This is a genomic window from Paenibacillus sp. FSL R7-0312 (assembly GCF_038004445.1).
Taxonomy (GTDB): domain Bacteria; phylum Bacillota; class Bacilli; order Paenibacillales; family Paenibacillaceae; genus Paenibacillus_AQ.
This window is the reverse complement of record NZ_JBBORE010000001.1, coordinates 5,744,099-5,767,520: the sequence shown is the minus strand read 5'-3', so window position 1 is coordinate 5,767,520 and position 23,422 is coordinate 5,744,099. Positions and strand designations below refer to the sequence as shown.

27 protein-coding genes and 1 pseudogene are annotated in these 23,422 nt (G+C 47.1%); 17 read left to right on the top strand and 11 right to left on the bottom strand.

The features are described from left to right. Positions 1-92: 92 nt before the first annotated feature. Positions 93-674 (bottom strand): YitT family protein, encoded by a 582-nt coding sequence (locus MKX70_RS25455; RefSeq protein ID WP_042235555.1) that lies wholly within the window; start codon positions 672-674, stop codon positions 93-95. Positions 675-782: 108 nt separating this feature from the next. Beyond that, positions 783-1,301, bottom strand: coding sequence for a DUF3231 family protein (locus MKX70_RS25450; protein WP_340841098.1), 519 nt, complete (start codon positions 1,299-1,301; stop codon positions 783-785). A 110-nt stretch (positions 1,302-1,411) separates the two neighbouring features. Here MKX70_RS25450 and MKX70_RS25445 point away from each other — a divergent pair, with 110 nt between their 5' ends. Continuing rightward, positions 1,412-1,630 carry a hypothetical protein gene (locus tag MKX70_RS25445; RefSeq protein ID WP_340841097.1) on the top strand — a complete coding sequence of 73 codons (219 nt, stop codon included), beginning with the start codon at positions 1,412-1,414 and terminating at the stop codon, positions 1,628-1,630. 39 nt (positions 1,631-1,669) lie between these two features. Here MKX70_RS25445 and MKX70_RS25440 read toward each other — a convergent pair whose 3' ends face one another. Next, complete coding sequence (locus MKX70_RS25440) at positions 1,670-2,542, bottom strand: helix-turn-helix transcriptional regulator (protein WP_340841096.1); 873 nt, start codon at positions 2,540-2,542, stop codon at positions 1,670-1,672. 147 nt (positions 2,543-2,689) lie between these two features. Between MKX70_RS25440 and MKX70_RS25435 the strand changes: the two genes are divergently transcribed. Beyond that, positions 2,690-4,672 (top strand): glycoside hydrolase family 127 protein, encoded by a 1,983-nt coding sequence (locus tag MKX70_RS25435; RefSeq protein WP_340841095.1) that lies wholly within the window; start codon positions 2,690-2,692, stop codon positions 4,670-4,672. 171 nt (positions 4,673-4,843) lie between these two features. On the opposite strand, the gene MKX70_RS25430 is transcribed toward MKX70_RS25435, so the two are convergent. After that, on the bottom strand, positions 4,844-7,279 hold the full coding sequence (locus tag MKX70_RS25430; protein WP_042235569.1) for a GH36-type glycosyl hydrolase domain-containing protein: 2,436 nt from the start codon (positions 7,277-7,279) through the stop codon (positions 4,844-4,846). A 92-nt stretch (positions 7,280-7,371) separates the two neighbouring features. Further along, positions 7,372-8,427 (bottom strand): LacI family DNA-binding transcriptional regulator, encoded by a 1,056-nt coding sequence (locus tag MKX70_RS25425; protein ID WP_340841094.1) that lies wholly within the window; start codon positions 8,425-8,427, stop codon positions 7,372-7,374. A 585-nt stretch (positions 8,428-9,012) separates the two neighbouring features. On the opposite strand from MKX70_RS25425, the gene MKX70_RS25420 reads away from it, so the two are divergent. The 4 genes from MKX70_RS25420 to MKX70_RS25405 all read left to right on the top strand — a co-directional run bounded on the left by MKX70_RS25420 (position 9,013) and on the right by MKX70_RS25405 (position 11,068). After that, the gene (locus tag MKX70_RS25420; protein WP_340841093.1) at positions 9,013-9,468 is read left to right on the top strand and encodes a VOC family protein; all 456 of its coding nucleotides are present in this window, start codon (positions 9,013-9,015) and stop codon (positions 9,466-9,468) included. A gap of 197 nt (positions 9,469-9,665) precedes the next feature. Beyond that, a complete protein-coding gene (locus tag MKX70_RS25415) occupies positions 9,666-9,932 on the top strand; it encodes a hypothetical protein (RefSeq protein WP_042235578.1) in 267 nt (88 codons plus the stop codon). Positions 9,933-10,014: 82 nt separating this feature from the next. Then, positions 10,015-10,230, top strand: a complete 216-nt coding sequence (locus tag MKX70_RS25410; protein WP_042235579.1) for a hypothetical protein — start codon at positions 10,015-10,017, stop codon at positions 10,228-10,230. A gap of 166 nt (positions 10,231-10,396) precedes the next feature. Then, a complete protein-coding gene (locus MKX70_RS25405; RefSeq protein ID WP_042136296.1) occupies positions 10,397-11,068 on the top strand; it encodes a stalk domain-containing protein in 672 nt (223 codons plus the stop codon). A 36-nt stretch (positions 11,069-11,104) separates the two neighbouring features. On the opposite strand, the gene MKX70_RS25400 is transcribed toward MKX70_RS25405, so the two are convergent. After that, positions 11,105-11,710: a thermonuclease family protein gene (locus MKX70_RS25400; RefSeq protein WP_340841092.1), complete on the bottom strand. Its 606-nt coding sequence runs from the start codon at positions 11,708-11,710 to the stop codon at positions 11,105-11,107. Between the two features lie 39 nt (positions 11,711-11,749). Continuing rightward, positions 11,750-11,929 carry a hypothetical protein gene (locus MKX70_RS25395; protein WP_340787523.1) on the bottom strand — a complete coding sequence of 60 codons (180 nt, stop codon included), beginning with the start codon at positions 11,927-11,929 and terminating at the stop codon, positions 11,750-11,752. A 131-nt stretch (positions 11,930-12,060) separates the two neighbouring features. Here MKX70_RS25395 and MKX70_RS25390 point away from each other — a divergent pair, with 131 nt between their 5' ends. The 6 genes from MKX70_RS25390 (at position 12,061) to MKX70_RS25365 (ending at position 14,922) form a co-directional block, all read left to right on the top strand. Then, the gene (locus MKX70_RS25390; RefSeq protein WP_052416312.1) at positions 12,061-12,552 is read left to right on the top strand and encodes a hypothetical protein; all 492 of its coding nucleotides are present in this window, start codon (positions 12,061-12,063) and stop codon (positions 12,550-12,552) included. 181 nt (positions 12,553-12,733) lie between these two features. Next, positions 12,734-13,027, top strand: a complete 294-nt coding sequence (locus MKX70_RS25385) for a hypothetical protein (protein WP_156123115.1) — start codon at positions 12,734-12,736, stop codon at positions 13,025-13,027. Between the two features lie 218 nt (positions 13,028-13,245). Beyond that, entirely contained in the window at positions 13,246-13,872 is a 627-nt protein-coding gene (locus tag MKX70_RS25380) for a hypothetical protein (RefSeq protein ID WP_052416314.1), read from the top strand. Then, a complete protein-coding gene (locus MKX70_RS25375) occupies positions 13,865-14,401 on the top strand; it encodes an accessory gene regulator ArgB-like protein (protein WP_340841091.1) in 537 nt (178 codons plus the stop codon). Before MKX70_RS25380 ends, MKX70_RS25375 begins: the two co-directional genes overlap by 8 nt. Before the next feature lie 13 nt (positions 14,402-14,414). Beyond that, positions 14,415-14,537: a cyclic lactone autoinducer peptide gene (locus MKX70_RS25370; RefSeq protein ID WP_156123117.1), complete on the top strand. Its 123-nt coding sequence runs from the start codon at positions 14,415-14,417 to the stop codon at positions 14,535-14,537. Positions 14,538-14,550: 13 nt separating this feature from the next. Next, positions 14,551-14,922, top strand: a complete 372-nt coding sequence (locus MKX70_RS25365; protein WP_042212764.1) for a LytTR family DNA-binding domain-containing protein — start codon at positions 14,551-14,553, stop codon at positions 14,920-14,922. A 48-nt stretch (positions 14,923-14,970) separates the two neighbouring features. Here MKX70_RS25365 and MKX70_RS33480 read toward each other — a convergent pair whose 3' ends face one another. Both MKX70_RS33480 and MKX70_RS25355 read right to left on the bottom strand, forming a co-directional pair. Beyond that, positions 14,971-15,198, bottom strand: a complete 228-nt coding sequence (locus MKX70_RS33480; protein ID WP_445323678.1) for a DUF1801 domain-containing protein — start codon at positions 15,196-15,198, stop codon at positions 14,971-14,973. A 492-nt stretch (positions 15,199-15,690) separates the two neighbouring features. Further along, a complete protein-coding gene (locus tag MKX70_RS25355) occupies positions 15,691-16,116 on the bottom strand; it encodes a hypothetical protein (RefSeq protein WP_042235587.1) in 426 nt (141 codons plus the stop codon). A gap of 190 nt (positions 16,117-16,306) precedes the next feature. On the opposite strand from MKX70_RS25355, the gene MKX70_RS25350 reads away from it, so the two are divergent. Next, complete coding sequence (locus MKX70_RS25350) at positions 16,307-17,272, top strand: helix-turn-helix transcriptional regulator (RefSeq protein ID WP_340841090.1); 966 nt, start codon at positions 16,307-16,309, stop codon at positions 17,270-17,272. 512 nt (positions 17,273-17,784) lie between these two features. On the opposite strand, the gene MKX70_RS25345 is transcribed toward MKX70_RS25350, so the two are convergent. Further along, on the bottom strand, positions 17,785-18,015 hold the full coding sequence (locus MKX70_RS25345) for a YuzF family protein (RefSeq protein WP_063840107.1): 231 nt from the start codon (positions 18,013-18,015) through the stop codon (positions 17,785-17,787). Between the two features lie 540 nt (positions 18,016-18,555). Between MKX70_RS25345 and MKX70_RS25340 the strand changes: the two are divergent. Continuing rightward, positions 18,556-18,837 (top strand): annotated as a pseudogene (locus MKX70_RS25340) (SDR family NAD(P)-dependent oxidoreductase); the annotation flags it as partial. A gap of 101 nt (positions 18,838-18,938) precedes the next feature. Beyond that, a protein-coding gene (locus tag MKX70_RS25335; protein ID WP_269322090.1) for an IS630 family transposase occupies positions 18,939-19,975 on the top strand; the annotation gives its coding sequence in 2 pieces (ribosomal slippage) (positions 18,939-19,436 and positions 19,439-19,975; 1,035 coding nt in all). A gap of 300 nt (positions 19,976-20,275) precedes the next feature. Here MKX70_RS25335 and MKX70_RS25330 read toward each other — a convergent pair. Next, complete coding sequence (locus tag MKX70_RS25330) at positions 20,276-20,950, bottom strand: TetR/AcrR family transcriptional regulator (protein WP_042235596.1); 675 nt, start codon at positions 20,948-20,950, stop codon at positions 20,276-20,278. A gap of 145 nt (positions 20,951-21,095) precedes the next feature. Between MKX70_RS25330 and MKX70_RS25325 the strand changes: the two genes are divergently transcribed. Together MKX70_RS25325 and MKX70_RS25320 are read left to right on the top strand one after the other, a co-directional pair. Further along, positions 21,096-21,845 carry an SDR family oxidoreductase gene (locus MKX70_RS25325; RefSeq protein ID WP_042235598.1) on the top strand — a complete coding sequence of 250 codons (750 nt, stop codon included), beginning with the start codon at positions 21,096-21,098 and terminating at the stop codon, positions 21,843-21,845. A gap of 46 nt (positions 21,846-21,891) precedes the next feature. Beyond that, complete coding sequence (locus tag MKX70_RS25320; protein WP_042235600.1) at positions 21,892-22,722, top strand: SDR family oxidoreductase; 831 nt, start codon at positions 21,892-21,894, stop codon at positions 22,720-22,722. The last annotated feature ends 700 nt before the right edge of the window (positions 22,723-23,422 follow it).

The window sequence follows — 23,422 nt, the reverse complement described above, 5'->3', positions numbered from 1 at the left end:
TGAAAATTTCAACCTTTATTCCATATATTCTGACGAATAATATATTTGTCTGGCAACCGGACAGCCTAAGGACGCGTTCTTTGCAGTCCAGTCTAGTCTTCCAGCGTACATAGACCGGTGGCAACACCGCCGGAGACAATAGTCAATATGGAATGGAAAAAAGTCTCTTTGGAGATCAGTGCACCACCGGCGCCGATAATTACGAAATCCGTCAGGAAAATAATCACTCCGACATTGAGCGGAATGTAACGTTTCATAAACTTTGCCAGCAGATCTGTTCCACCCGTACTGGCTTTGAACCGCAGCATCAGGCCGAGCCCGCTGCCCATCAGGAAGCCCCCTATAATAGCGCTGGAGATGGAACCGAGTTCGATATAATACAGAAAGTAATATTGCAGCGGCCCGAGCAGTTCGATCAGAAAGGATGAAGTCATCAGCCCCAGAATGCTGTTATAGAAAATATCCCGCTCCCGGAACCAGGCCAGCAGGAAGATTGGAAGACTGCAAACAATGATGGCCAGTCCGATTTTGATGCCGGAGATGTAATTAATGATGAGGGCAATGCCGATAATTCCCCCATCGAGTATTTTATAGGGCACCAGAAAAAAGTTGGTTCCCGCTGCAATCAGCAGGCTGGCCAGCAGAATAATGACATACTTGGGATATGAACGCATCTTCAGCATCTCCAGACTTAAGGCATGTCTTAATAAATATGCGCCCGTCTGGAAAAAAATAGCTATTAAACAAAAAATCCTGCTTGCGCAGGATTAGAAGTGAGTTGCTCAGGCATGAACCGGCTCTGGTTTCTTTAGCTGCAGCGGAGGCGGGATCAGCCAGCCTTTCTGCTTGTTCATTTTGAGCAGTGCCATGCCGAAGGCGGCCATTTGCGCGTGGATCTTCATGAACATTGCGCCGATATCCTCGCGGATCGACATGCCCATGACCTGGCTGCAGACCACAAGACTGAGCGATACTGCACCGGAGAGAGCCGCAGCAATCTCGGGGTCGGAGAACCTTGCACCTGCCGGGATATCCTCGAGCTTGACGGAGGGACGGTCCGGCAGTGCAGGCGGAGGCACGAAGCCGTTCAGCTTGAGGATTTTGTCACAGTCCTTAATTTCCTGCTGTGCCTGATCCATAAGATCATCGATAATCTTCTTCAGATCCTGGTCCCCGGCATGAAAGTGAAACGCCTGGTAGGTAGATAAGGACAATTTGGCTGTTGCCGAGACCTGCCACAGATTGAAGATCTCACCATAGTGAAGCGGTTCATCTTTGGGGCTGCCGTTTAGAACTCCCATAATTACATAACTCCTCTACAAATAGGTTATGAACGTAGTTTAGGTTGTCCAGTGCAATCAGTGTTATTCAAGTGCACTAAATAAAGTCACAGTAAAGCAGGTGTAGCCCGATGGATTATATCTATAAAGTGCTGGAGAGCGACATGGAGCTTCTGGCTGCGGCACTATCGGAGGTTCAGGTATCAGTTGTGCTGAAGGATGGTACAGAGGAGGTGCTGGAACCGGGGGGACAGATCAGAGCATACACAGCGAAATCTGTCCGGATCCGTGGATTATCGTATTGCCGGGATGCACATGAATTCCGAATGCTTCCGGCTGAGCCTAGGTAGACTCCCCGCTCCCTGCCTAGAAGCGCTTGTGCTGCTGATTCAGCGGGAGTAACGCTTGCGGAAGCGCAGCGGAGAGAGGCCAACCTTCCGGCTGAAGCGCCGGGAGAAGTAGGCGGTGCTCTCGAAGCCGGTGCGTTCTGCAATCCCGGAAATAGGGATTTCTGTCTTGAGGAGCAGCAGCTTGGCCTGCTCCAGCCGGTAATCCGTCAAGTATTCCATGGGGGTTAGCCCATAGACACGTTTCATGCAGCGGGCCAGATAATTGTAGTGAAAATGCAGCGCATCCGCCAGGGATGCATTCGTGAGATCCTCCGTAAAATGATTGCGCAGGTAGGCCTCCGTCTGCTCAGCGATCTCTGCCGCCTGGCTGCCCGCAGTATCCTGCTGGGCCAGATCCATCATCCGCAGCATCTCCTCAAAGATGCGCTGCTGTTGCCATACAGAGCTGGAGCGCCGTCCCTGACTAAGCTGCAGCAATTGCTCTGCCTGTCCGCTCCGCGCGAAGGGGGCCGGGAGTGGTCCGTACTGGGGGATGCGGATCGTATAAGGATGAATCAGGAATTGCCGGAAATGCTTCTCCCGCTCAGCATATACAGGATCGCCTTCCGCTTCCATCCACTCACCGACCGTGTGAAAATGAACCCACGTGAAGGAGGTGACCTCCTCGCAGGGTTTAACTGAATAATGATAGCGGTCCGGCAGCAGAAGGAGGGTGTGCCCGGAGGTTACCGCCCACTCCTTATCATCCTCACCGATGAACAGGCAGCCTTGTTCTACAATGATAAGATCGAATTTCCCCATGCGGCTGCGGTTTGGATGCTGCTCGCCGGGCAAATATACGGTATGGCCGCATTCCAGGAAATAGGGGAACGGCGGCGCCGACAGATGAATATAGGCAGGACTGGCTGGCATATCTGCTCCTTTCGCAAGCTCTTTTCAATTAGCCGGATTTCCGTGGAAGGTTAGAAATCTGAGTGTGAAATAGTACAAAAACAGAGTTGCTTATGATTCTGTTTTTTATTCATTTTACCGTCTATAATTGCAAATAGCGAGGATGAAATGAAAAGGGGAGATAACACATTGAGTAAATATGCAGATATTCAGCAAGCTACTGACACAAGCCGGCAGGTAGCTATTCAGGATGAATACTGGGGGCGTTATATCCGGCTGGTTCAGGATACCGTTATTCCTTACCAGTATGAGGCGCTGCATGACCGGGTAGCCGGTGCGGAGCCAAGCCATGCCATCGCCAACTTTGAAATTGCCGCCGGCAGGAGAGAAGGCGAATTCAAAGGCTGGGTCTTTCAGGACAGTGATGTAGCTAAATGGCTCGAGGCTGTAGGCTATTCGCTCAGCATCAAGCGTGATCCTGAGCTGGAGCGCCAGGCGGATGAGATGATAGAGCTGGTCGGCGAAGCACAGCACGAAGACGGATACCTGAATACTTATTTTACACTCAAAGAGCCGGGCAAACGCTGGACGAACCTGCTGGACTGCCATGAGCTATATTGTGCGGGGCATTTCATTGAAGCGGCAGTGGCCTATTATGAAGCGACCGGCAAAGACAAACTGCTGGGCATTGTACGGCGGTTCGTTGACCATATTGAAACCGTCTTCGGACCGGAAGAGGGGAAGCTGAAGGGCTACGATGGTCACCAGGAAATTGAGCTGGCCCTTGTGAAGCTGTACCGGCTGACCGGTGAAGAGAAATATCTGAAGCTCAGCAGCTTTTTCATTGATCAGCGTGGACAGGAACCGAACTTCCTGCATCAGGAGTGGGAACAAAGAGGACGGGTAACGCACTGGACAGGTACGGCTACAAGCAGTGTGGATATCAGTTATAATCAGGCCCATATCCCGGTCCGTGAGCAGAGCGTGGCTCTGGGACATTCGGTCCGTGCGGTCTATATGTACACAGCCATGGCCGATCTGGCCCGGCTTACCGGAGATGAGGGCCTGCGCGAAGCATGCGTGCGCCTGTGGAACAATATGACGGAGAAACAGATGTATATCACCGGCGGAATCGGTTCTACACATCATGGTGAAGCGTTCACCTTTGATTATGATCTGCCGAATGATACGGTCTATGCGGAGACCTGCGCTTCGATCGGGCTGATCTTTTTTGCCAAGCGGATGCTGGAATTGACCCCGGACGCCCGGTATGCCGACGTGATGGAGCGTGCGCTCTATAACAATGTGCTCGGCTCCATGGCACAGGACGGCAAACACTATTTCTACGTGAATCCGCTTGAAGTATGGCCGCAGGCCTGCAGCTGTAACCCCGGCAAACATCATGTCAAATCGGAGCGCCAGGGCTGGTTCGGCTGTGCCTGCTGTCCGCCGAACGTGGCGCGCCTGCTGACCTCGCTGAACCAGTATATCTACACTGAGCACGGCGATACACTATACACTAACCTGTATATCGGCAGTGAGCTGAAGACCACGCTGGGCGGCACAGAGGTAGCAATCAGCCAGCAGAGCCGTTTCCCTTGGGATGGAACCGTCACCCTGAAGGTTGATCCTGCGGAAGCCGGAGAGTTCGGAATGGCGCTGCGTATTCCTTCCTGGAGCGGCAACGTGGAGATCAGAGTGAACGGAGAGGCGTTAGTCGATTCTGCTGCAAGCTTGCAGCAGGGCTATGCCGTGATCCGCAGGGAATGGAAGGCCGGCGACGTGATTGAGCTGACTCTGCCGATGGAAGCGCACCGCGTTTACGCCCATCCGAATCTGCGTGCCGACGCCGGGAAGACTGCCATCCAGCGCGGACCGCTGGTCTACTGCCTGGAAGCGGCAGATAACAGTGAACCGCTAAGCTCGGTTTCCTTGAGTGAAGCAGCGCCATTCACCGAGACGTATGATGAATTGCTGCTTGGCGGTGCTGTAGTGGTAGAAGGCGACGGCTTCCGTGTAGCTCAGGCGGCCTGGACCGGAGGGCTGTACAGCAGAGAGAAGGCGCCGCTGGAAGAAGTGAAGGTAACCGCAGTCCCTTACTATCTGTGGGGTAACCGCGGTAGCGGCGAGATGAAGGTCTGGATTCCGTAGTTTACTCTTACGATCGGTAGCTACCGTATATAATGCTGAAACCAACCTGCCCATTTGGGCAGTAAGTGGACAAATGTATCTTAATTTCGCTATTTTGTTTCTCTGCAACAAGATAGCCCCCGGCTGAACCGCTTAGGCGGAACAACCGGGGGCTATTTTCAGTAATGCGAATTAACCCAATGTAACTACAACCTGGTGAACCGCACCGTCGCCCACAGGAGCGATGATGTTACCTTCAACAGCAGTGCCGTCGAGAGTCAGGCTGGCTACGCCTTTGGACACATGGTTCGGGTTCTGGATCGAGATGACATAAGTGTCTCCACGGAAGACGCGGGTGATTTCGAAGCTGTCCCACTCCGTCGGGATACAAGGGTCAACCTTCAGACCGGCAAAGTCAGCCTGGATACCGAGAATGGACTGTGTAATCGCTACATAGTTCCATGCAGCTGTACCTGTCAGCCAGGAGTTTTTCGCTTCCCCGTGACGTACAGCATCTTTACCGGCGATCATCTGCGAGTACACGTAAGGTTCCATGCGGTGAACTTCGCTGATATCTTCCAGGTAAGCCGGAGCAATTTTTTTGTAGATATCGAAGGCTCTGTCGCCGTGTCCAAGGACTGTTTCAGCGATCATGATCCATGGGTTGTTGTGGCAGAAAATACCGGCATTTTCTTTGTAGCCCGGAGGGTACGTAGAAATTTCACCCAGGTTCACGTAGTACTTGGAGTAAGGAGGCTGCTGCAATACGATACCGTAGTCTGTATCCAGACGTTCCTGAACGGAAGTCAGCGCACGGGCTGCTTCGCCGTTCTCCACACCGATACCCGCCATTACACACATCCCTTGCGGCTCGATGAAGATCTGGCCTTCTTCGTTCTCCTTGCTGCCGATCTTGTCGCCGTAGTGGTCATAAGCGCGCAGGAACCAGTCGCCGTCGAAGCCGTGGGACAGGGTGATGGCACTCATGTTCTCGATCTTGGCAACCGCATCTGCAGCGACATCATCCAGTCCCCGCATGCGGCAGATTTCAGCATAGTCCGGTCCAACGAAGACGAACAGACCTGCGATGAACACGGATTCCGCTACGCCGCCTGCGATATTCTCAGTAGTCTGGAACGATTCGCCCGGCTCAGTGGAGAAGCAGTTCAGGTTCAGACAGTCATTCCAGTCCGCGCGTCCGATCAGCGGCAGGCCGTGAGGTCCGAGGTTATTCGTTACATGCTCGAAGCTCAGCTTCAAGTGCTCGAACAGGGTAGCGGTGTGATCCGGATTGCTGTCAAAAGGAACCTGCTCATCGAGAATCGAATAGTCGCCGGTTTCCTTGATATAGGCAGCAGTACCCGAGATCAGCCATAGCGGATCATCGTTGAAGCCGGAGCCGACTTCGTTATTGCCCTTCTTGGTAAGCGGCTGATACTGGTGATACGCACTGCCGTCAGGGAACTGGGTAGCGGCGATATCAAGAATACGTTCTCTGGCACGCTCTGGAATCTGGTGGACAAAGCCGAGCAAGTCCTGGTTGGAGTCGCGGAAGCCCATACCGCGGCCGATTCCGGATTCGAAGTAAGAAGCGGAACGGGACATGTTGAAGGTAACCATACACTGGTACGGGTTCCAGATGTTAACCATCCGGTTCAGCTTGTCGTCACCGCTCTGGATCTGATATTTGGACAGCAGGTTATCCCAGTGTGCAGCCAGGGTAGCCAATGCAGCATCTACCTGGGCATCTGTAGCGAACTGATCGATTACAGCCTGCGCCGGTTTTTTGTTGATAACGTTCAGGGATTCCCATTTCTCATCTTCCGGGTTCTCGATATAGCCGAGTACGAAGATGAAGCTTTGCTCTTCGCCTGGTTCCAGCGTGATGTTGAGGGCATGGGAGCCGATTGGCGACCAGCCGCTGGCCACGGAGTTGGTAGCTTCACCTGCAGCAACTGCCTGCGGAGCGTCCAGACCATTGTACATCCCCACGAAGGATTCGCGGTCGGTATCGAAGCCGGCGATTTCTTTATTTACAGAATAGAAAGCGTAGTGGTTTCTGCGCTCACGGTATTCAGTTTTGTGATAGATCACGGAATCCTTCACTTCAACTTCACCGGTGCTGAGGTTACGCTGGAAGTTCGTCATATCATCGTTGGCATTCCACAGGCAGAACTCGGCAAAAGAGAACAGCTTAACAGTCTTCTTCGCGTTGCCCGTGTTCTTAACGATCAGGCGGTGTACTTCAGCATTGTGGCCCATCGGTACAAAAGCAAGCTGGTTCACGGAAATTCCGTTACGCTCGCCTGTGATGGAAGTGTAGCCCAGACCGTGGCGGCATTCGTAGAAGTCCAGATCGCGTTTTACCGGCATCCAGCCCGGGGTCCAGAAATCACCGTCATCGTACAGATAGTAGTAGCGTCCGCCTGTATCGAGCGGAATATTGTTATACCGGTAACGGGTAAGTCTTCTCATGCGCGCATCGCGGTAGAAGGTGTAACCTCCGGCAGTATTAGAGATGAGGCCGAAAAATTGCTCGTTGCCGAGGTAGTTGATCCATGGGTAAGGTGTTTTTGGGGTGTTGATTACATACTCTTTGCGAGTGTCGTCAAAAGTTCCGAATTTCATTAGAGACAAGTCTCCTTTCAATTGTGAACGCGCGTTTACAAAGCTGAGAAAAAATCCCCTCGGGGTAAGGGGTTTTTCTGTATCCTGAAACATTACTGCTTCGGCGGCTGGCAGGAATCTCTTACCACCAAACGCGCCGGGAAACTGATAGTGCTGAAGGTCGGCTGCTGTGAATCGCACAGCTCGATGACCTTCTCGACAGCGGCCTTGGACATTTCGTAAATCGGCAGACGGACGGAGGTCAGCTTGGGATGAATCCGGGAAGCGAGCTGCACATCATCAAACCCCGCGATAGACATATCCTCCGGCACGGAAATGCCATGCTCGGAGAACGCTTCCATGGCCGAAATAGCCATATCATCATTGGAGGAGAAGAACGCAGTCGGCAGCGGGCCGCCGGAATTCAGCAGCTTCTTCACCTCTTCATAGGCGGTTTCCTTAAGGAAATCACCCTGTAGGATGAAATTCTCATTCAGCGTAAGCCCATGGCGCTTCAGCGTATCCTCGTAAGCCGTGTAGCGTTCCCGTCCGGAGTACGTGTTCATCCGTCCGCAGATCATGCCAATTTCCTCATGGCCGAGACCGATCAGGTACTCAATGGCTTCAGCCGTACCCTCATAATCCTTAGAATTCACTATAGCCAGATGATTGCGGTCCAGATGCTCCGACGTAATCTCCGAAATGTCATAATCAATCAGCACAAGCGGCGAGTCGAGACCGACCATTTCCCGTACAATTCCGATATCCTTCTGGGTACCGACGATAATACCGCCGTCAATCCGTTTCTGCAGGAAAGCCTGCTTCACCTTCAGGAAGTCGTCGGGAGAATATACGGTGTGAATCAGAACATAACAGCCGCGGGCATTCGCCGTGTCAACAACGGCATCGACGAACGGGGCGAAGTAGTTATTCTGATAGATCCGCGTCGCGTTCTCTTTCTCATTCATGCTGATTGCAAAAAGCCCGATCGTATCGGTCTTCTTGCCGGCCAGAGCCCGGGCGAAGCTGTTAGGCTCGTACTGATGCTGTTCAATGACCTTCAGCACCTTGGCCCGGGTCTCCTCAGGGACATTGGAATAGTTGTTGATTACACGGGATACTGTGCTTCGCGAAACCCCGGCTAGCTTGGCAATATCTTCGCTTCGCATGGTGTACCCCCTCTATTGTAAACGCGCGTTTATGAACTCATTGTAAAATAAACCGGCGCGAAAATCAATCGTCCGCCCAAACAATTTTGCCTTGAAATATAAGAAAGATTAGTTTCACGCCAAACTTTATCCTTCAATTTCTCGCTGAAACTAATTCCATCCCTTGAGGATGGAATAGCCGTTTCCACTTGCCGGATTCTCCGATCTGCGTTACAAATAAATGCATCAGGAAAAAAGATTGTTATCTTTTATTCGTTAAAAAACCGTCTGATCGCGTACTTCGAGACGCTCGCTTCATGTTTAACTGTATTTTGTACAACTAAAGCGGGCGATTTATGACTCGGGGGAGCTATAACTGCACTTCATACAACTAAAATAACAGCTACGCCGCAAACGAACACTTTTCTCGATTTTAGTTGTACAGAATGCACTTATCCTAAATCAACCGGGTTTTCGCCGTCTTATAACTGCACGAAATACAACTATTCCTTATGCAGTAAGTATAAAACCTCGTTGCAAAGAGATCGTATGTTCGCTATAGTGGTCTCGTAATTAATATTTTCACTATAGAGGAGATAGATTCCAATGCAGCTGGGTTGTACGTACCTAATCGTCCGTGATATGAAGGGTTCCATTGCCTTTTATGAAGCTTTGCTGAATATGAAAGCAGATTCCCGGAAGCTGGAGCGCTGGGTACAATTCCACTGCGGGAACACGATCGCTCTTTGGAATCCGGAATTCGATAAGGAATTGATCCGCACGAATAGCGATGTGTCGGAGCATTTTAATGAGGCGTATTTGAATTATAAGCAAGAAAGTGAGGTTCGATACGGGAATAATGTGATCCTTAACTTCAACGTTTCTGATTTGAATGCTGAGTATGAGCGGGTGAAGTCACTGGAGATCGGAGCCGTATCTGAGATTTTCTATATCCATGTTGTGCGCCCTTATCACTGCTTCATGCTCGAAGATCCGGATGGTAATTTAATTGAGATCACAGGAGAATATCATACAGAATCAATTTCTCGATGGAGTCAGTGATTGCCTTGGATGCTTCTGTATTCCAGCGGCGAAGGAGTAGCAGTTACGGATTGATTAACCGTTAATTGAACTTTTAATTGAACCTTTGATCACCATCATCTCGCCCGGCAGCGTTGTCACATGACTCATTTACAAATAGTTCCACAAGAAATATGCTAACCTTACTAAATACTGAGCAATCACAAGGAGGACAACTGATGAAAGGGGCTTACCTGAAGTATTTTGGCGTGGCGATCATCGTGCTGGGGGTATTTGCTTGTATTCCAGTGGGATTCCATTTGGGCGGTGTGCTTGCAGTTGTTATATTCCTCGCCGTTTCCTGCATAGCCGGTATGTTTTTTATTGGCTTCGGTGAACTTGTCTATTCCTTGCAGCGCATTGAGCTAGAGATAGCCGGGGAACGTCCGCAGTATGATCCATTGACCGGACAATATCAGGTACCGCCCAAAGACAACGGTCGCTGATCATGGCAGAGTTCCACAGCTATTATGATTTACTTAAACATTCTGAACTCTAATACGATTACGAGGAGAGGGGCTGTGAGAAATGATGGCAACAGGTTTTGGGTCATGGCTTGCCGGCGGATTCAGCATATTTTTCTTTTTAATCTGGCTGGCATGTCTGGGGCTCGGTATTTATTTATTCGTTCTGGTAGTGAAGCTCGCGCGCAGAGGAATTGTTGCATTAGATCTGTACAATCATGCCAAGAATCTGGAAATCCGCAACCATTACGAATCCGTTCACAAAAATGATGAGTTCTAATTGATACATAGCCAATTAGAATTGGATGTGTGGATTCCCTGCCGGAAGGCGGGGTGTTTTTTTGTATTACGACAGATTCTAAGTCATTTGCATATTATGGTAAGATTTATTATACTCCCAGTATGTAAGTTTTAAATTTGAAATACATGGAGAGGAGTTTGATCGGGTGAAAAAGAAATTAACCGCTGCGCTGACTGTTTTTGCTGTACTTGGAGGAATGGGAACGGGGGTATACGCCGGAGCCAATCTGCAGGAGATCAAAGCTTTTCTGAACCCGGGAATTAAATTCAAGGTAGATGGCCAGCCTGTGCAGCTGAAGAATAGCAGCGGTGCAGTGATCGCTCCGATTTCTTATAAGGATACTACGTATCTGCCAGTCCGTTCTGTGTCGGATCTGCTCGGAGTTACCGTTAAATTCGATGCCGCCTCCAATACCATTTCATTAGGCGAGCAGACGGAAGGAGTCTCCATTGCAGCCGGTTTTGACTCGTCGTACCATACCAAAGATCCTGACAAAACCGTCTATAAAGATAAGGACTACAAAGATGTCCATTTCGATAATGGCAGCGGCACTCGCGGCAGTTCGTTCATGCTCTACCCGAACAAGAAATATCAGAAGCTGTACATTCAGGTAGCGGCGATCGGCACTGACATTAAAGACTTTACCGTGCAAGACAGCGATACGGATACGGTGCTTAAGAAGCTGAACATTACCCCTGAAGAAGGGCTCGTAACCGTAGAGGTGGACATTGCCGGAGTAAGCTCTATCTATGTAACCGGGGACGTACAAGACGGCTCATCCATGTTCGTTCCATTGACTACTTCCTATTATAAATAACTATAGAAGAACCCGGGAGACTTTTGTCTCTCGGGTCTATTTTTTGTTGGCGGGGGTAGCTGTGACAGAGGTGTCGTATCCCCGGTCGGTCACATAATTCTCTATGCTCCAAATCCCCAGCTTCGCAGCCTTAGCCTTTTTCTCAGTGGCTCTGAGCTGATCCACATATTTCACATCCGGCGGATACATGGCAACCCTGGCCAGACCTTCTGCGATCAGCATTTCATTCACCATCTCATCACCGAGATAGACATAAGCCAGAATCCGGCCGTATGGATCACGTTCAGACACATCCATTTCGACCCTAACCGTTTGCCCGTTCAGAAGCTCCGTTAAGTATTCGCTGGCCTCAGGGCCAAAGGGCTGAACCGGTGTATTGGCGCGCTTGGTTTCAGGAGTATCAATGAGCAGGAGCCGGATTTTGTCCACCGTACCATCTTCGAACTTAACTTTGAAAGTATCTCCGTCGGTCACAGATAGAACTTCAGCCTGAGAAGAATATGTAAGAACAATCGTGTCCAGTGTTTCAAAGGTATTGTCCGGTTCATCTTTCGACAGGACAGCTGTCACCAACGAAAGCGTAAGAGCTAATACAATCAAGCCGTACCTGGTAAGCTTCTTACCGTTATTAGATTTGAACATTTGCTAATGACTCCTTTGCCGTGACTATATCATTCTGGTTCACTCAGCCGGAGGATCTTTTGGATCATTCTTAGATTTGCCGGGTCTAGAGAAAACAACTCCAAAGGCAATACCCAAGGCTATGCCCAAAGGCAAATTATCAAAAGCCATCCAAAACACTATACCAAAGCATAAGCCCAGGGCGATGCCTTGCTGGGAGGAGTCTTTTTTCTTATCCATATCCATGTCTCCTTCTATAGATGTAATTAAAATCAAGCAGCTGATTGGCGGAATAGCATAAAGGGTATTATCCGGTAAGCCTGCATATCTTACTGGCAATGTTAGGCCTAGAACGCTTAAGGAGTGAAGATGTGTATACCAAAAAACTAATCTGGACCATATCGATGATGTTATCCATGCTGGCAGTGAATGCCTGCAGTAATCAGCCGGATGTGCCTGCAACTGATTCTATGCAGACCTCTGCACCGTCCGCCGGGAACAATAGAGTTACGGCTCAGCCGGATGCTTCTGCCGCTTCCCAAGAGCTGCCGGAGAATCTGCCGGAGGATTTCCCGCTGCCTGAGGATGTTCAAATCAAGCTATCCCATTCTGAAGAGAACGAAGGCAAAAAGACAGCTCTTCTGATCTTCACCACAACGCAAAGCATGGATACCGTATCGAAGATCTATCAGGATTATTTCTCTTCAAGACTCGGAAGCGATTCTGCACAGACCCTTGATGACAAGAACCTGATTATCCAGGGTACCACCAAAGACAATAAGCAGAGCTGGTCGATCATCGGCGGTTCTTTGGCTTCCCAGGAAGGTACTGTAGAGCTAAATGTAACATGGGCGGAATTATAAATTAAAAATCCTGTTAGTGATGAACATCCGTTGGTGTAGGGTCAGGAGAGACCAGCGGATGTTTTGTTTGTATTAGTGTATTTTACCATACAATCCCCCGATATTAATCCCGCATGGACCAGAGAAAGGCGGCAATACGCCTGAATTCCCTTCACTTGTTACGTTCGTCCTCTCAGAGAAGTTGCAAAATAAAAGAGCCTGGCAATTAGCCAGACCCTTGAAATCCCTGAAATCCTATCAATTACGCTGGAGTAACAAATATCCGCTGATGCTTGAGGTTTTTTTGCGGAACACGATTCTGAAACCGATGTCGTTATCCTGCAGACAGGCTAAGGCCGTGCTAAGCAATCCGTTGGTTCTTAAGCTGGGCAAGCAGGGTTCGGCATTTCCGATAACCCGGCTGGCGGTAATTCTGCGTGCTGATCCGGGCACTAACGGGTTCCGGCTCCAGTTGATCAACACCAAATCCGGCTGACGAGTCGCCATGCTAATCTACCCCTTTCTATTAAGGTTCTCTATATAGAATGCAGGGTAGAATTATAATGCATCAGACTTATGCGGAGTCCCAGCTAGCTAAATACGGATACTCTGCAAATCTAGTGCGGAAGCCCAAAAATAAGTAGTATACTCAATATCGGAAGCAGTTATATAATTAAGCTGTTGAATGAAAATAATGTCAGGCGGTGTTTTATTTTGTCGTGGGAACCAGTCGGGTTCATGTTTTTCTCAGGTATAGAGGCATTTTCTTTATATTTTTTAATCATGTGTTTGTTCAGATTTAGATTTCAGGAGCATGTATGGCAGGCTTTATCGTTAACCCTATTGATCAATCTTCAAAGCTATGTACTCCGCAATGATTTTACCTTAGGAAATATAATGCCTTTGGTTACAATAGGTTTTTTCGTTCTTTTCTTTGCTGTTTTTGTGAGAATGTCGTTGATCCTTTCATTATTGTCAACCATATCGGGTTATGTCATATTTGGTGTGGTGCAGACGGGGGTTGCAATTCTTCTCTTTGGATCTATCGATGCTGCCAAGTCAGGTATTAGTAATGGGTACATACTGCAATCCGTAAGCGGGGTACTCATTATATCAGGGGCATGGTTAGTTTATCGCTTAGGTTATGGATTTAGTTTCGATTTGAATAAGCTGAAGTTTAAGTTTGAAGATATTTCGGTTATCCTGTTGATCATGCTTTTTCTGATCTCCATTTCATCAGTTCTATATTATAACGAGACTTACATTAATATTATTTACTTCGCGGTTACATCAGCTTACCTACTGTACTACGCCATCCGAAAGGATCAAAAAAGTGATTGAAAAACTATCTGCCCTCACAGCAAAAGCTATAAAAGAAGCGGTTCCGCATCATCCAACAAGTGAAGCTGTACTTAAATATGCGCTGGAAGGTATTTATAACGCTGTATTTATAATCGGCTTGACATTGCTTATCTCAATGATTACCAGTAATACCAAAGAAACGTTCATTATACTCGTAACTTTTGCGTTATTAAGGCAAACAAGCGGAGGAAAACATCTTCAATCTGGCGTTCTATGCGTAGTAGTTACTACCTCACTATTTACAGGAATGTCTTTTGTTAAGCCAGATGTACAAATGACGCAAATGCTAAACCTTATCAGTATTCTTCTTGTAGCCATGTACGCACCATCCAATATTGAGCATCAAAGCAGGATTCCTAGAAAGTATTACCCGCTGTTAAAGCTAATAGCAGCTGTAATGATTGCGGCTAACTTCATTATCATATCTCCAACAGTATCGGTCAGTTTCTTTGTACAAGCGCTTACTCTGATTAAAACTTCACGAAGGGAGGTGAAATCCATTGACTAAAATTCTACAGAAGATGAATAAGAGCATCGTTTACGGATTGGCATCTTGTCTGTCGGTAGTGGCTTTGACGTTTGTCAGTACTGCAAGTATTTTGTATATTCATCAACCGAAAACTCCTTCAGAGTTATTGAAATAAGGAGCGGACAATTATGATTACATTATCAGTGACAAAAGATGTGAATGGCCAATCCGGTGTGGTTTCTCTGCCGATTGATGAAATCTTGTATATGCAGCACAGCAGCGGTTTGCGAAAGGTCGTTGTATACACAGAAGATGGAACCTATTATACGACAGGTCCCCTTAGCTATTGGTGTACAGCACTGAATAATAGCGGGTTCGAATTTTCGGTGGGAGACCGTACAGCGGCCATTAATGTGAGGAAGATCGTACGGATGAATGACTTTTTTAAAACAGCGTACTTTAATCTGAACAGCAAAAACGGCTGCATGCTGTCAAAAATAGGTTATGAGGATTTAAAGAAACAATTGGGAAGTGCAATTGAAAACATAGTATTTAACTAGCCACCCTTTGGGTGGTTTTTTTAAGTATCAACCTAATCACTCAATTCCTTACTTTTCCGAATATGCGGCGTATATTTCTAAACCCGTGCTGTACGGGTATCGGACTGTTTGGGGTCCGTGAAATAACTGAATCAGAATGCCCTGGGGATCAGGCAGTAAGGAGCCTTTGACGAACATAATCGCACAATATTCTTTAAATCCGTGGATTAGAGCTATATTCGCGCCTTGAAACGTATAACAAGGCCCCCCCACTTCAATTCCTCTGTCAGCTGACATCTAAGCAGGATCGTCTGGAGTTTCCCGTATTCTTCCTTCCATTGACTTGCTTTATTAAAGAAAAAATCCGCTTTAGGATTCAATTCACTACTTGTCATTCAGTAACATCTCTTCTTTTGATGTTCAATAGATAGGTCCTCTCGGAGTAAACTGCTGTATATTGCTTATTGCTGTATATTAGAGTTTGTAGCAGGGCGACTGGTATAATATAACAAATATGAATACATGCTATTCATACTACTGGCGGCGATTGGTATAAAAAACAATTCCGGGTTTTTGAGTTTGCCTGGCATTCAAGCAAGAAGCTGGCTGAAATGGCTGGGGCGAAGTAACTGCTTTTTGAGATCAGGTCGCTTGATCCAGGGAAGAGCGGGTAGACTACTATGAAGGCGAGGATAATGTGGCGGAGAAGTGGAAGTGAGCTAGCGTGCAGTCCGGGGCATTGTTAAAAGCCCTACCGCCAGTAATGGTTCGCAGGGCTTTTTTACTTTTTTAGATTACACCTTCTCCTCCAATAGCATTTGCTGTGAATGCTATGGGTCCAAATAGATTTATAGGCAAGATGCTATCATTTTGAATTATCAATTCATAGTTGTGGATTCCAAGATAAGGACCATCAACCCACAGAACATTTAATTGAATATCAGTATTTGTAGTAAACGAATAAAAGGATCTATAAATATCGACCCCGGCACGCCGGATAATAACAATAAATTGACTATTAGCAAGTGCAGTAAGACTAAAACTGCCATTTAACTCGACTCTACTGGAGAAAGAGGCAGGATTAGCTGGACTAATATTTACTTGCGCTGTGGCTAGAGCCGCGCCTGCTCCAGGAATCCCCGCAACCGTTATAGCTGTAGTGAACGGGTCTAACGGGATTTTTGCCTCTGAACCATAACTAATAATTGTCGCCATTAATCATCACTCCATTTCATAGGTATACGTTAATATATTGTTAATCCGAAAGTATATATTGGACTTAATTCCTGATGATTATATCCATTTTAAAAAGAGAGAAATGAAATAACAGCAAGTAAAATCAAGCAAGGATCTTCCATTATCTTTAAAATAAATGTAGGGTGATTGAAACGGGGTGAATTAACGAATGTACGAGTGGCAGAAACAAATACAAATCATCATTGATGAAATTGACATAAGTATTAAAAATTACAATGATGAAGCTTTGACACTACGCAATCTTTCCTGCAGGCTGGGTTATTCCGAATTTTATACTACGAGAAAATTCAAGGAAATATCGGGGCTGCAATTTAGGGATTATCTGCGGCATAGAAAATTAGCTTTTGCACTAAAAGAAGTTCGGGATAGTGAAAAAAGCCTTTTAGATATTGCCTTTAATTATGGCTTTTCATCACATGAAGCGTTTACCAGAGCCTTTAAGGGAACCTATGCTGTAACTCCAAGTGATTTCCGGAAAAATCCTAAGCCAGTCGTTCTTCGTACAAAATTAAACCCTTTTGACCGCTACTTTTTAGGATTGGGAGAGATTGGGATGATTAAATCTACAGATGATGTGAATATTTATTTTGTTACCATTCCCGCTCACAAATTTTTACACATTAAAAACTATGAGAGTAACGGGTATTGGGATTTTTGGCAAAAGCAAAATCTTATTCAGGGACAGGACTACGAGACCATCTGCGGCTTACTGGATAGTATCAAAGGCAAATTGGATGACGATGGCGGGAGTGAAACTAATGGGGGCAGCGGTCAGATTATGGCGTACATTAATGACCCGGACGGCAGACTCTGCGATTGGGGTATACCGCGTACAGAGTGTCATGGTGTACGGCTTCCTATGGAATTCGAAGGCCAAGTCCCCCCGCAGATGCTTATGATTGATGTTCCCGAAGACGAATATATTGTATTTGAACATGGGCCATTCGATTATGAGCAGGAGAATCGTAGTGTAGAGGAAAAGATTGAACGGGTAATGGCAACCTTTGATTTTGCAGACACGGGTTACTTCTTTGATACTACCCCCGGCCGAATCATTTACTTTTATTTTAATCCGGAACGGCATTTTAAGTACATTAGACCTGTACGGAAGTAGAAGCAAAAAAGCCTTGAATATCTGGGCTTCCTGCGTAAAGGATGATGGGGTTCGGACCCCATCCCCCTACCCTGTCAAGTTGTTATAGCCCCTATAGATTACTTCCGTTTCTTCCGGCCAATTAAGCCGCCTACTATCCCAAAGATCAAAATACCAACAAAGGCAAATACAATCCAAAAAGCTATACGCACAACTATCACTCCTTTTAAATATACAATACGAGAATAGGTGGATTTCCGCAATGAAAGGTGTCAGGGGCGATTGATCCTGCAAGGATATGTAACGAGTACTTGTCTGGATGGCACCAGTAGGAGCGGTAGCAGATCATTGAAACCGGACAGAGCCGGACAGAAGTGTATTGGATCAACCTAGTAGCATCCGGGCTGATTGGACAGATGCAGTAAGCTTTTGGGCTGCAGCAAGAAAGTTACTCGGGGGCTCAGGTAGAAATGGCATAATAAAAGAGCTGCTTTCGCAACTCTCTCATGAACAGTCATTTTGGGATTAGAAATTTACTCCGGCATGATCCAAACGATCTCACAGATGCGTACAAAGAATTTTCTGCCTCTGATATCCAATACAACATGGTCTGGCTTTACATCCATCACACAGCCGCTAATCCCGCCGCGAGTGGTTTCAAGTACCACCTGCTTACCTTTTACAGACATTAAGGTTTCAACGACATAGGGATCAATTGGATAGACCATGATTGCTTGTGGCATCTGTTGATGCATTGGATACATTTGATTATTCAGCACTTTGTTACCTCCCAGATGGTTATACCTCATGCTATGCAAACGCCTAATTAATGAGCTGGGCGAGAGCCCATTTTTGATAGGTACTAAGCGTTATGACATAAATACGTAAAAATAATAATTCAACTTAGGGAACTGACATGCAGCCAAACCAAAGACCAACCCGCATCCCTCGAAGCAGAAACCTCACGATAATTTCCCGGTCTTCAGCTGCTTTCGTGCATCGTTCCTTGTGTGTAGGCGTTCAGTGATCCGAAAAGCATACAGAAGTCCGTTAGTCGCGACTTTTCCACCAATTGTGCCCTAGCCCAAACCCATGTCGCTCAACACGCTTTAATAGGCCCTTGCACGTTTCACCTCAAAAAACTTGCCCCTACTTAGGATAGGGTTCTCCGGGTTGTCTGTAACGGCAAGTTTTAAGGCCATCCTTCGCGGGATGGTCTTTTCTTTGAAAGATTGAGTTGACGTTTTCGTTCACACTTAAGCATTTCTATTAGGCTCTCATTATTCCGAGCCAGCACATTTCGCCTAGAGGAAGAAAGACGCCAATTTGAAGTGAATCTTTTTCGATTAAGTCGTCTGACGCAATTGGTTCTTCCAATGAGAAAGCAAAAATCAGGGAAGATCATCAACACTTCATCGGCTGGCGGAAAAGTTTATACATTGCTCGGTGCCTGTTACCATGCTGCGTCTGGAAGTTAATCCGTTCGGTATTGACGTCATTATTATTGAACCAGGAGATACAGAGAGTGAATGGTCAAGATTGTATCCCAACATGTCCAGAAAACTTCCGGGGATACTGCTTACAGTATAATAGCTATATAAAATGATCTAAAGAAATACCCAAATTAACCTTCATGTCCAAAATCGGGTAATAAAAAGTAAGACGATTTGAAAAGGACGTGAAGGAAATGCAAGTTCAGACAGAAATTGAAGCAGTGGAACAAGCGATGAAACAGACAACAGATAAGCGAATGTACGAGCGTTTTCTTGCAGTTCGCCTTCGATTGGAAGGACAGACCCTTGAACAAATATCAAAGACTCTTCATCGTACGCGAAAAACTATAGGTGGCTATCTGCATAAATATCGGGATGGTGGACTGGATGCATTGGCGATGGAGCATTCACCGGGTAAACCTCCAAAACTGACGAAAACACAGACGGACCAACTCACCAAAGTGCTTACCAACAAACGTCCGGCTGACGTTGGATTTGATGCGAAATACACATGGACCTTGAAACTTGTTATTGGCTATATTGAGCGTGAATTCGATCAAACTTTTAGCGAGCGTGGTCTATCTTTGCTTTTGCATCGACTTGGATTCAGTTACACGAAAGCAACGTATACCTTGACGGCTGCGAATCCAGAAGAGCAACAAAGGTTTCGGGAGAAGACCGCAATCACTTTAAAAAAAAGCTCATGGACGGACAAATCGCCCATTTGCTCTTTGAAGATGAATCCATGATTCGAGCCTACCAATCCCTGCAGTACAATTGGTTTCCTCGGGGGCAACAACGAAAGATTAAAACCTATGGCAAGCATGAGGGCGCGAAGCTCTTTGGAACACTGGATTATGCAACGGGTAAAGTGTTTTACCAAGAAAGCGAATCATACGATGCAAAGGCGTTCGAACACTTCTTGAACTCACTTCTCACCGAATATCCTACCGGGCAAATCGTTATGGTACTGGACAATGGTCGTATTCATAAAGCAGCTTCCATTGAACGTTTTCTACAGGATGAACCCCGGCTAGAGTTTGTGTTTTTGCCCAAATATTCTCCTAATCTCAATCCCATTGAGGGACTCTGGAAATGGTTAAAAAGTGATGTCATCCACAACGTTTTTTACGATAAAACATACAAAATTCGAACCGCTGTCAGCAGTTTTATGAAACGCATAAACCAGAATCCAATGGAAGTGATTGATCGATTGTGTATAAATGTGTAATTCTTTAATTCAATTTATATAACACTTTTATAAATACCTTTGAAAATCGAGTACTGTTTATCCTCCTGATCGTATCGCACATTGGTATTAGAAGCTATCCGATCAAAAAAACAAAAACAAGAATGTGGCAGGTAATGCTCGACCCGTAATATTCATGCGGAAAGTCTTGTCGGATAAAATGTTTGATCGTGTTCGCAATCAAACTAGCGAAGGGCTCCATGTTACAAGTCGCAGTATTGAACGACAACAACTAACCTACACAGGCCGGAGCGTAGGAAGAGGAGGTGGACCTGGTCATCATCAATTCATAATATTTGGGGCTGCTTGCGGGTTTTTGAGTGCAGGCAGCAGAATGCCATCGATTAGCGCTGTAAAAAAAAGCTTGTCGAACGGTTTTCGCTGGATAAGTCCGCGAAAGGAAGCCATTGAAGTAATGACCTGGCAAGCCATCTCAATGTCCGCGTGAGCGGGAATTTCACCACGAACGACGGCACGGTTCATAAGCTCGCGGTTCATAGCCACCCATGGTTCGAAAATCCCCGCTGTTCCTGCTTCGGCAAATTCCGGCTGCTGCAAAAAGGAGCCCAGACCGGCTAGGACTCGGAATTTTCGCTCTTCTTCCGCAATCGATTGCGGCTTCAAAAGCACGAGGAAATCTTCGCGCAAGGTTCCTGTATCTGGTAAGCTTTCGAGCTCAAGTTGACTTCGGTTCATCCATGCTAAAGCGTCTCTGACTAATTCTGCCTTGGAAGACCAGCGGCGATACACTGTCGCCTTCCCAGCCTTTGCCCGAGCCGCGACCATGTCCATTGTCATCCCCTCAAAACTCGTATCAGCGAGGATGTCTATTGCCGCCTCGAGGATTTTATCATCCCGCGTGTGATCTCGCTTGCGGCCCAATGTTTGAGCAGGCTTGTCTGCCATGGCCTCTGGACTTTCGCCCCTCTCTGAAATTTCCTTTTTTATTTTACTCATAGAATTAGCTCCTTTTAAAATATATAATTAAAACTCTTCAGTTCCGGAACTTTACAGTTTCGTAATTATGTGATTTAATATCATTATCCCACATCGAACGGGAAATATATAGATGGTATCCCATACCAAGAAGGAGAACATAACCATGCAGATCAAACCCGTAGCCTTGATCACCGGGGCAAATAAAGGAATAGGTTTACAAATTGCGAAGGATCTTGCGGGACATGGCTTCACCGTACTCGTTGGATCACGCAGTTTTGAGAATGGGGAAACTGCAGCCAACAGCATCGGAGCAGATGCGCACGCTCTTCAGCTTGACGTTACAGATCAAAATTCTATCGTTGCAGCAGCAGCGCGAATTCGGAACGAATTCGGTCGTCTCGATGTACTCGTGAACAATGCAGGCATCTCACATGCAGGCAAACCGGGTGAGTTTCCAAGCAGCGGTGCGGCGAGCGGTCTTATGACTGTTGCTTCGCTCGAAGAGATTCGAGCGGTTTATGAAACTAATGTTTTTGGTGTAATTGCTGTCACCCAGGCCATGCTACCACTTTTGCGTGAGGCCCCCGCAGCTCGTATCGTCAACATGGGCAGCAGCGGCGGATCCCTTAGCTGGAACTCTATTCCGGGTAACTCACATCGTGCAATGTTCGGGGCCTATTCGGCGTCAAAATCGGCAGTTCATGCTGTGACACTTGCCTTTGCCTTTGCGCTTGAATCGACAAATATTAAGGTCAATGCGGCATGTCCAGGTTTTACATCGACTGCACTTAATAATTTTGCCGGCACTCGTAGCGTGGAACAAGGGGCGCATGAAGCTGTCCGGCTTGCGATGATTGGCGCGGACGGTCCAACAGGAACGTTTTCAGATGAGGCTGGACCCGTTGCGTGGTAATTATAGTTTATACATTAGTGGTTAACATCTTAAGGGGGATTTCATAATGCGTGTTTTTGTCACTGGAGCAACAGGTTACATCGGTTCCGCTGTCGTTCGTGAACTTATTGATGTGGGTCATCAGGTCGTCGGTCTGGTGCGTTCAGACAATAGCGCTGCGAAACTAAAAGATGTCGGGGCCGAAGTACACCGTGGCGACATCGACGATCTCGACAGCCTTCGTAGAGGCGCGGCAGCTGCGGACGGGGTCATTCATCTGGCATTCAATCACGACTTCTCGAACTTCGCCGGGGCACTCACAGCAGATCTGCTTGCGGTCGAAGCGATGGGGGCCGCGCTAGAGGGTTCTGGTAAGCCGTTCGTAATCACCACGCACAATAATGGAGCGGCAGTGGAAAACGTAGTATTATCTCTGGCTGAGCGTGGAGTGCGGACTTCGATCGTAGAGCTTTGTCCTTCGGTACACGGTGAGGGTGACACAGGGTTTGTGCCGAGACTGATAAACATTGCCAAAACGAAGGGCATATCAGCCTATGTCGAAGAGGGGACCAACCGCTGGCCCGCTGTCCACCGTCTTGACGCCGCGCATTTATACCGCCTTGCGTTAGAAAAGGCACCCGCCGGTTCAAGACTAGACGGGACTGCAGATGAAGGAGTTCCATTTCGCGACATCGCAAGTGTTATCGGTAAACATCTGAACGTGCCTGTCGTCAGCATTTCACGTGAAGAGGCAGACGCCCACTTTGGTTTCCTCAGCACGCTTGCAGCACTCGATATCCCGAGATCAAGCGTTGCAACTCAGGAGCTTCTGGAATGGCAGCCAATGCAACCTGCCCTGATTCCCGACCTCGAACAGTCTCACTACTTCAACAACTGATTGGAATGTTCCCGTAATTTTAGCCAAAGGTACGGGAGCGTTTTTTTTCTCTTAAACCTCAAGAACCTATTCGGTACGTCGAAGGATGAGTAGCATTGAACTTGAGTTCAACACCATTTTTTAATGATCTCCTCTTGCCCAAACGGCGGAGGGATCTTTTGCTGTGAGTCGGCAAAAGATCCCTTATAGGTACATTACAATCTTTAGCACAAATAAATTCGTAGAAGCGCATTATCGTATCCTTCTAACCGGAATATGGCAAACACTGCTCCTATAGTCGGCATAATACAAAACTTGCCCCTACTTATGATAGGGTTCTCCGCGTTTAATCTTAAACTATTCTGCCAGTTAGCTTATTGAAGCTTTTTCATCGATAGTCATAGTGATTGATGCACAGTACGAAGAGATGATGCAATGGGCTGATAGGCCATCATCCGACAGCGTACGCTTAGCCGTCAGGCTGGAGCCGCACCAAATCATTAAGGGACAGAGAGGACTATCCCTCCTCTCCCGCTAAGGGAGGATACAACAAACGTGTATATTCGCAATTATCACTATTATCTCTCACACAACAGCTTTGAAATTAATAAAAAAGATGGTACTGATGTAGTATTGAAGATTTTGAGGAGAACACTAGAAGACATACCGCGAAGGACTTAAGGGTAAAAACGACCAGGACGGGGGAATAGGCCGAATGAAA

What these genes read in the sequence shown, in the direction of transcription:
- MKX70_RS25455 (WP_042235555.1), bottom strand. Translation starts at nt 674, where the DNA reads ATGCGTTCATATCCCAAGTATGTCATTATTCTGCTGGCCAGCCTGCTG.
- MKX70_RS25450 (WP_340841098.1), bottom strand. Translation starts at nt 1,301, where the DNA reads ATGGGAGTTCTAAACGGCAGCCCCAAAGATGAACCGCTTCACTATGGT.
- MKX70_RS25445 (WP_340841097.1), top strand. Translation starts at nt 1,412, where the DNA reads ATGGATTATATCTATAAAGTGCTGGAGAGCGACATGGAGCTTCTGGCT.
- MKX70_RS25440 (WP_340841096.1), bottom strand. Translation starts at nt 2,542, where the DNA reads ATGCCAGCCAGTCCTGCCTATATTCATCTGTCGGCGCCGCCGTTCCCC.
- MKX70_RS25435 (WP_340841095.1), top strand. Translation starts at nt 2,690, where the DNA reads ATGAAAAGGGGAGATAACACATTGAGTAAATATGCAGATATTCAGCAA.
- MKX70_RS25430 (WP_042235569.1), bottom strand. Translation starts at nt 7,279, where the DNA reads ATGAAATTCGGAACTTTTGACGACACTCGCAAAGAGTATGTAATCAAC.
- MKX70_RS25425 (WP_340841094.1), bottom strand. Translation starts at nt 8,427, where the DNA reads ATGCGAAGCGAAGATATTGCCAAGCTAGCCGGGGTTTCGCGAAGCACA.
- MKX70_RS25420 (WP_340841093.1), top strand. Translation starts at nt 9,013, where the DNA reads ATGCAGCTGGGTTGTACGTACCTAATCGTCCGTGATATGAAGGGTTCC.
- MKX70_RS25415 (WP_042235578.1), top strand. Translation starts at nt 9,666, where the DNA reads ATGAAAGGGGCTTACCTGAAGTATTTTGGCGTGGCGATCATCGTGCTG.
- MKX70_RS25410 (WP_042235579.1), top strand. Translation starts at nt 10,015, where the DNA reads ATGATGGCAACAGGTTTTGGGTCATGGCTTGCCGGCGGATTCAGCATA.
- MKX70_RS25400 (WP_340841092.1), bottom strand. Translation starts at nt 11,710, where the DNA reads ATGTTCAAATCTAATAACGGTAAGAAGCTTACCAGGTACGGCTTGATT.
- MKX70_RS25395 (WP_340787523.1), bottom strand. Translation starts at nt 11,929, where the DNA reads ATGGATAAGAAAAAAGACTCCTCCCAGCAAGGCATCGCCCTGGGCTTA.
- MKX70_RS25370 (WP_156123117.1), top strand. Translation starts at nt 14,415, where the DNA reads ATGAATAAGAGCATCGTTTACGGATTGGCATCTTGTCTGTCGGTAGTG.
- MKX70_RS25365 (WP_042212764.1), top strand. Translation starts at nt 14,551, where the DNA reads ATGATTACATTATCAGTGACAAAAGATGTGAATGGCCAATCCGGTGTG.
- MKX70_RS33480 (WP_445323678.1), bottom strand. Translation starts at nt 15,198, where the DNA reads ATGTCAGCTGACAGAGGAATTGAAGTGGGGGGGCCTTGTTATACGTTT.
- MKX70_RS25355 (WP_042235587.1), bottom strand. Translation starts at nt 16,116, where the DNA reads ATGGCGACAATTATTAGTTATGGTTCAGAGGCAAAAATCCCGTTAGAC.
- MKX70_RS25350 (WP_340841090.1), top strand. Translation starts at nt 16,307, where the DNA reads ATGTACGAGTGGCAGAAACAAATACAAATCATCATTGATGAAATTGAC.
- MKX70_RS25345 (WP_063840107.1), bottom strand. Translation starts at nt 18,015, where the DNA reads ATGTATCCAATGCATCAACAGATGCCACAAGCAATCATGGTCTATCCA.
- MKX70_RS25330 (WP_042235596.1), bottom strand. Translation starts at nt 20,950, where the DNA reads ATGAGTAAAATAAAAAAGGAAATTTCAGAGAGGGGCGAAAGTCCAGAG.
- MKX70_RS25325 (WP_042235598.1), top strand. Translation starts at nt 21,096, where the DNA reads ATGCAGATCAAACCCGTAGCCTTGATCACCGGGGCAAATAAAGGAATA.
- MKX70_RS25320 (WP_042235600.1), top strand. Translation starts at nt 21,892, where the DNA reads ATGCGTGTTTTTGTCACTGGAGCAACAGGTTACATCGGTTCCGCTGTC.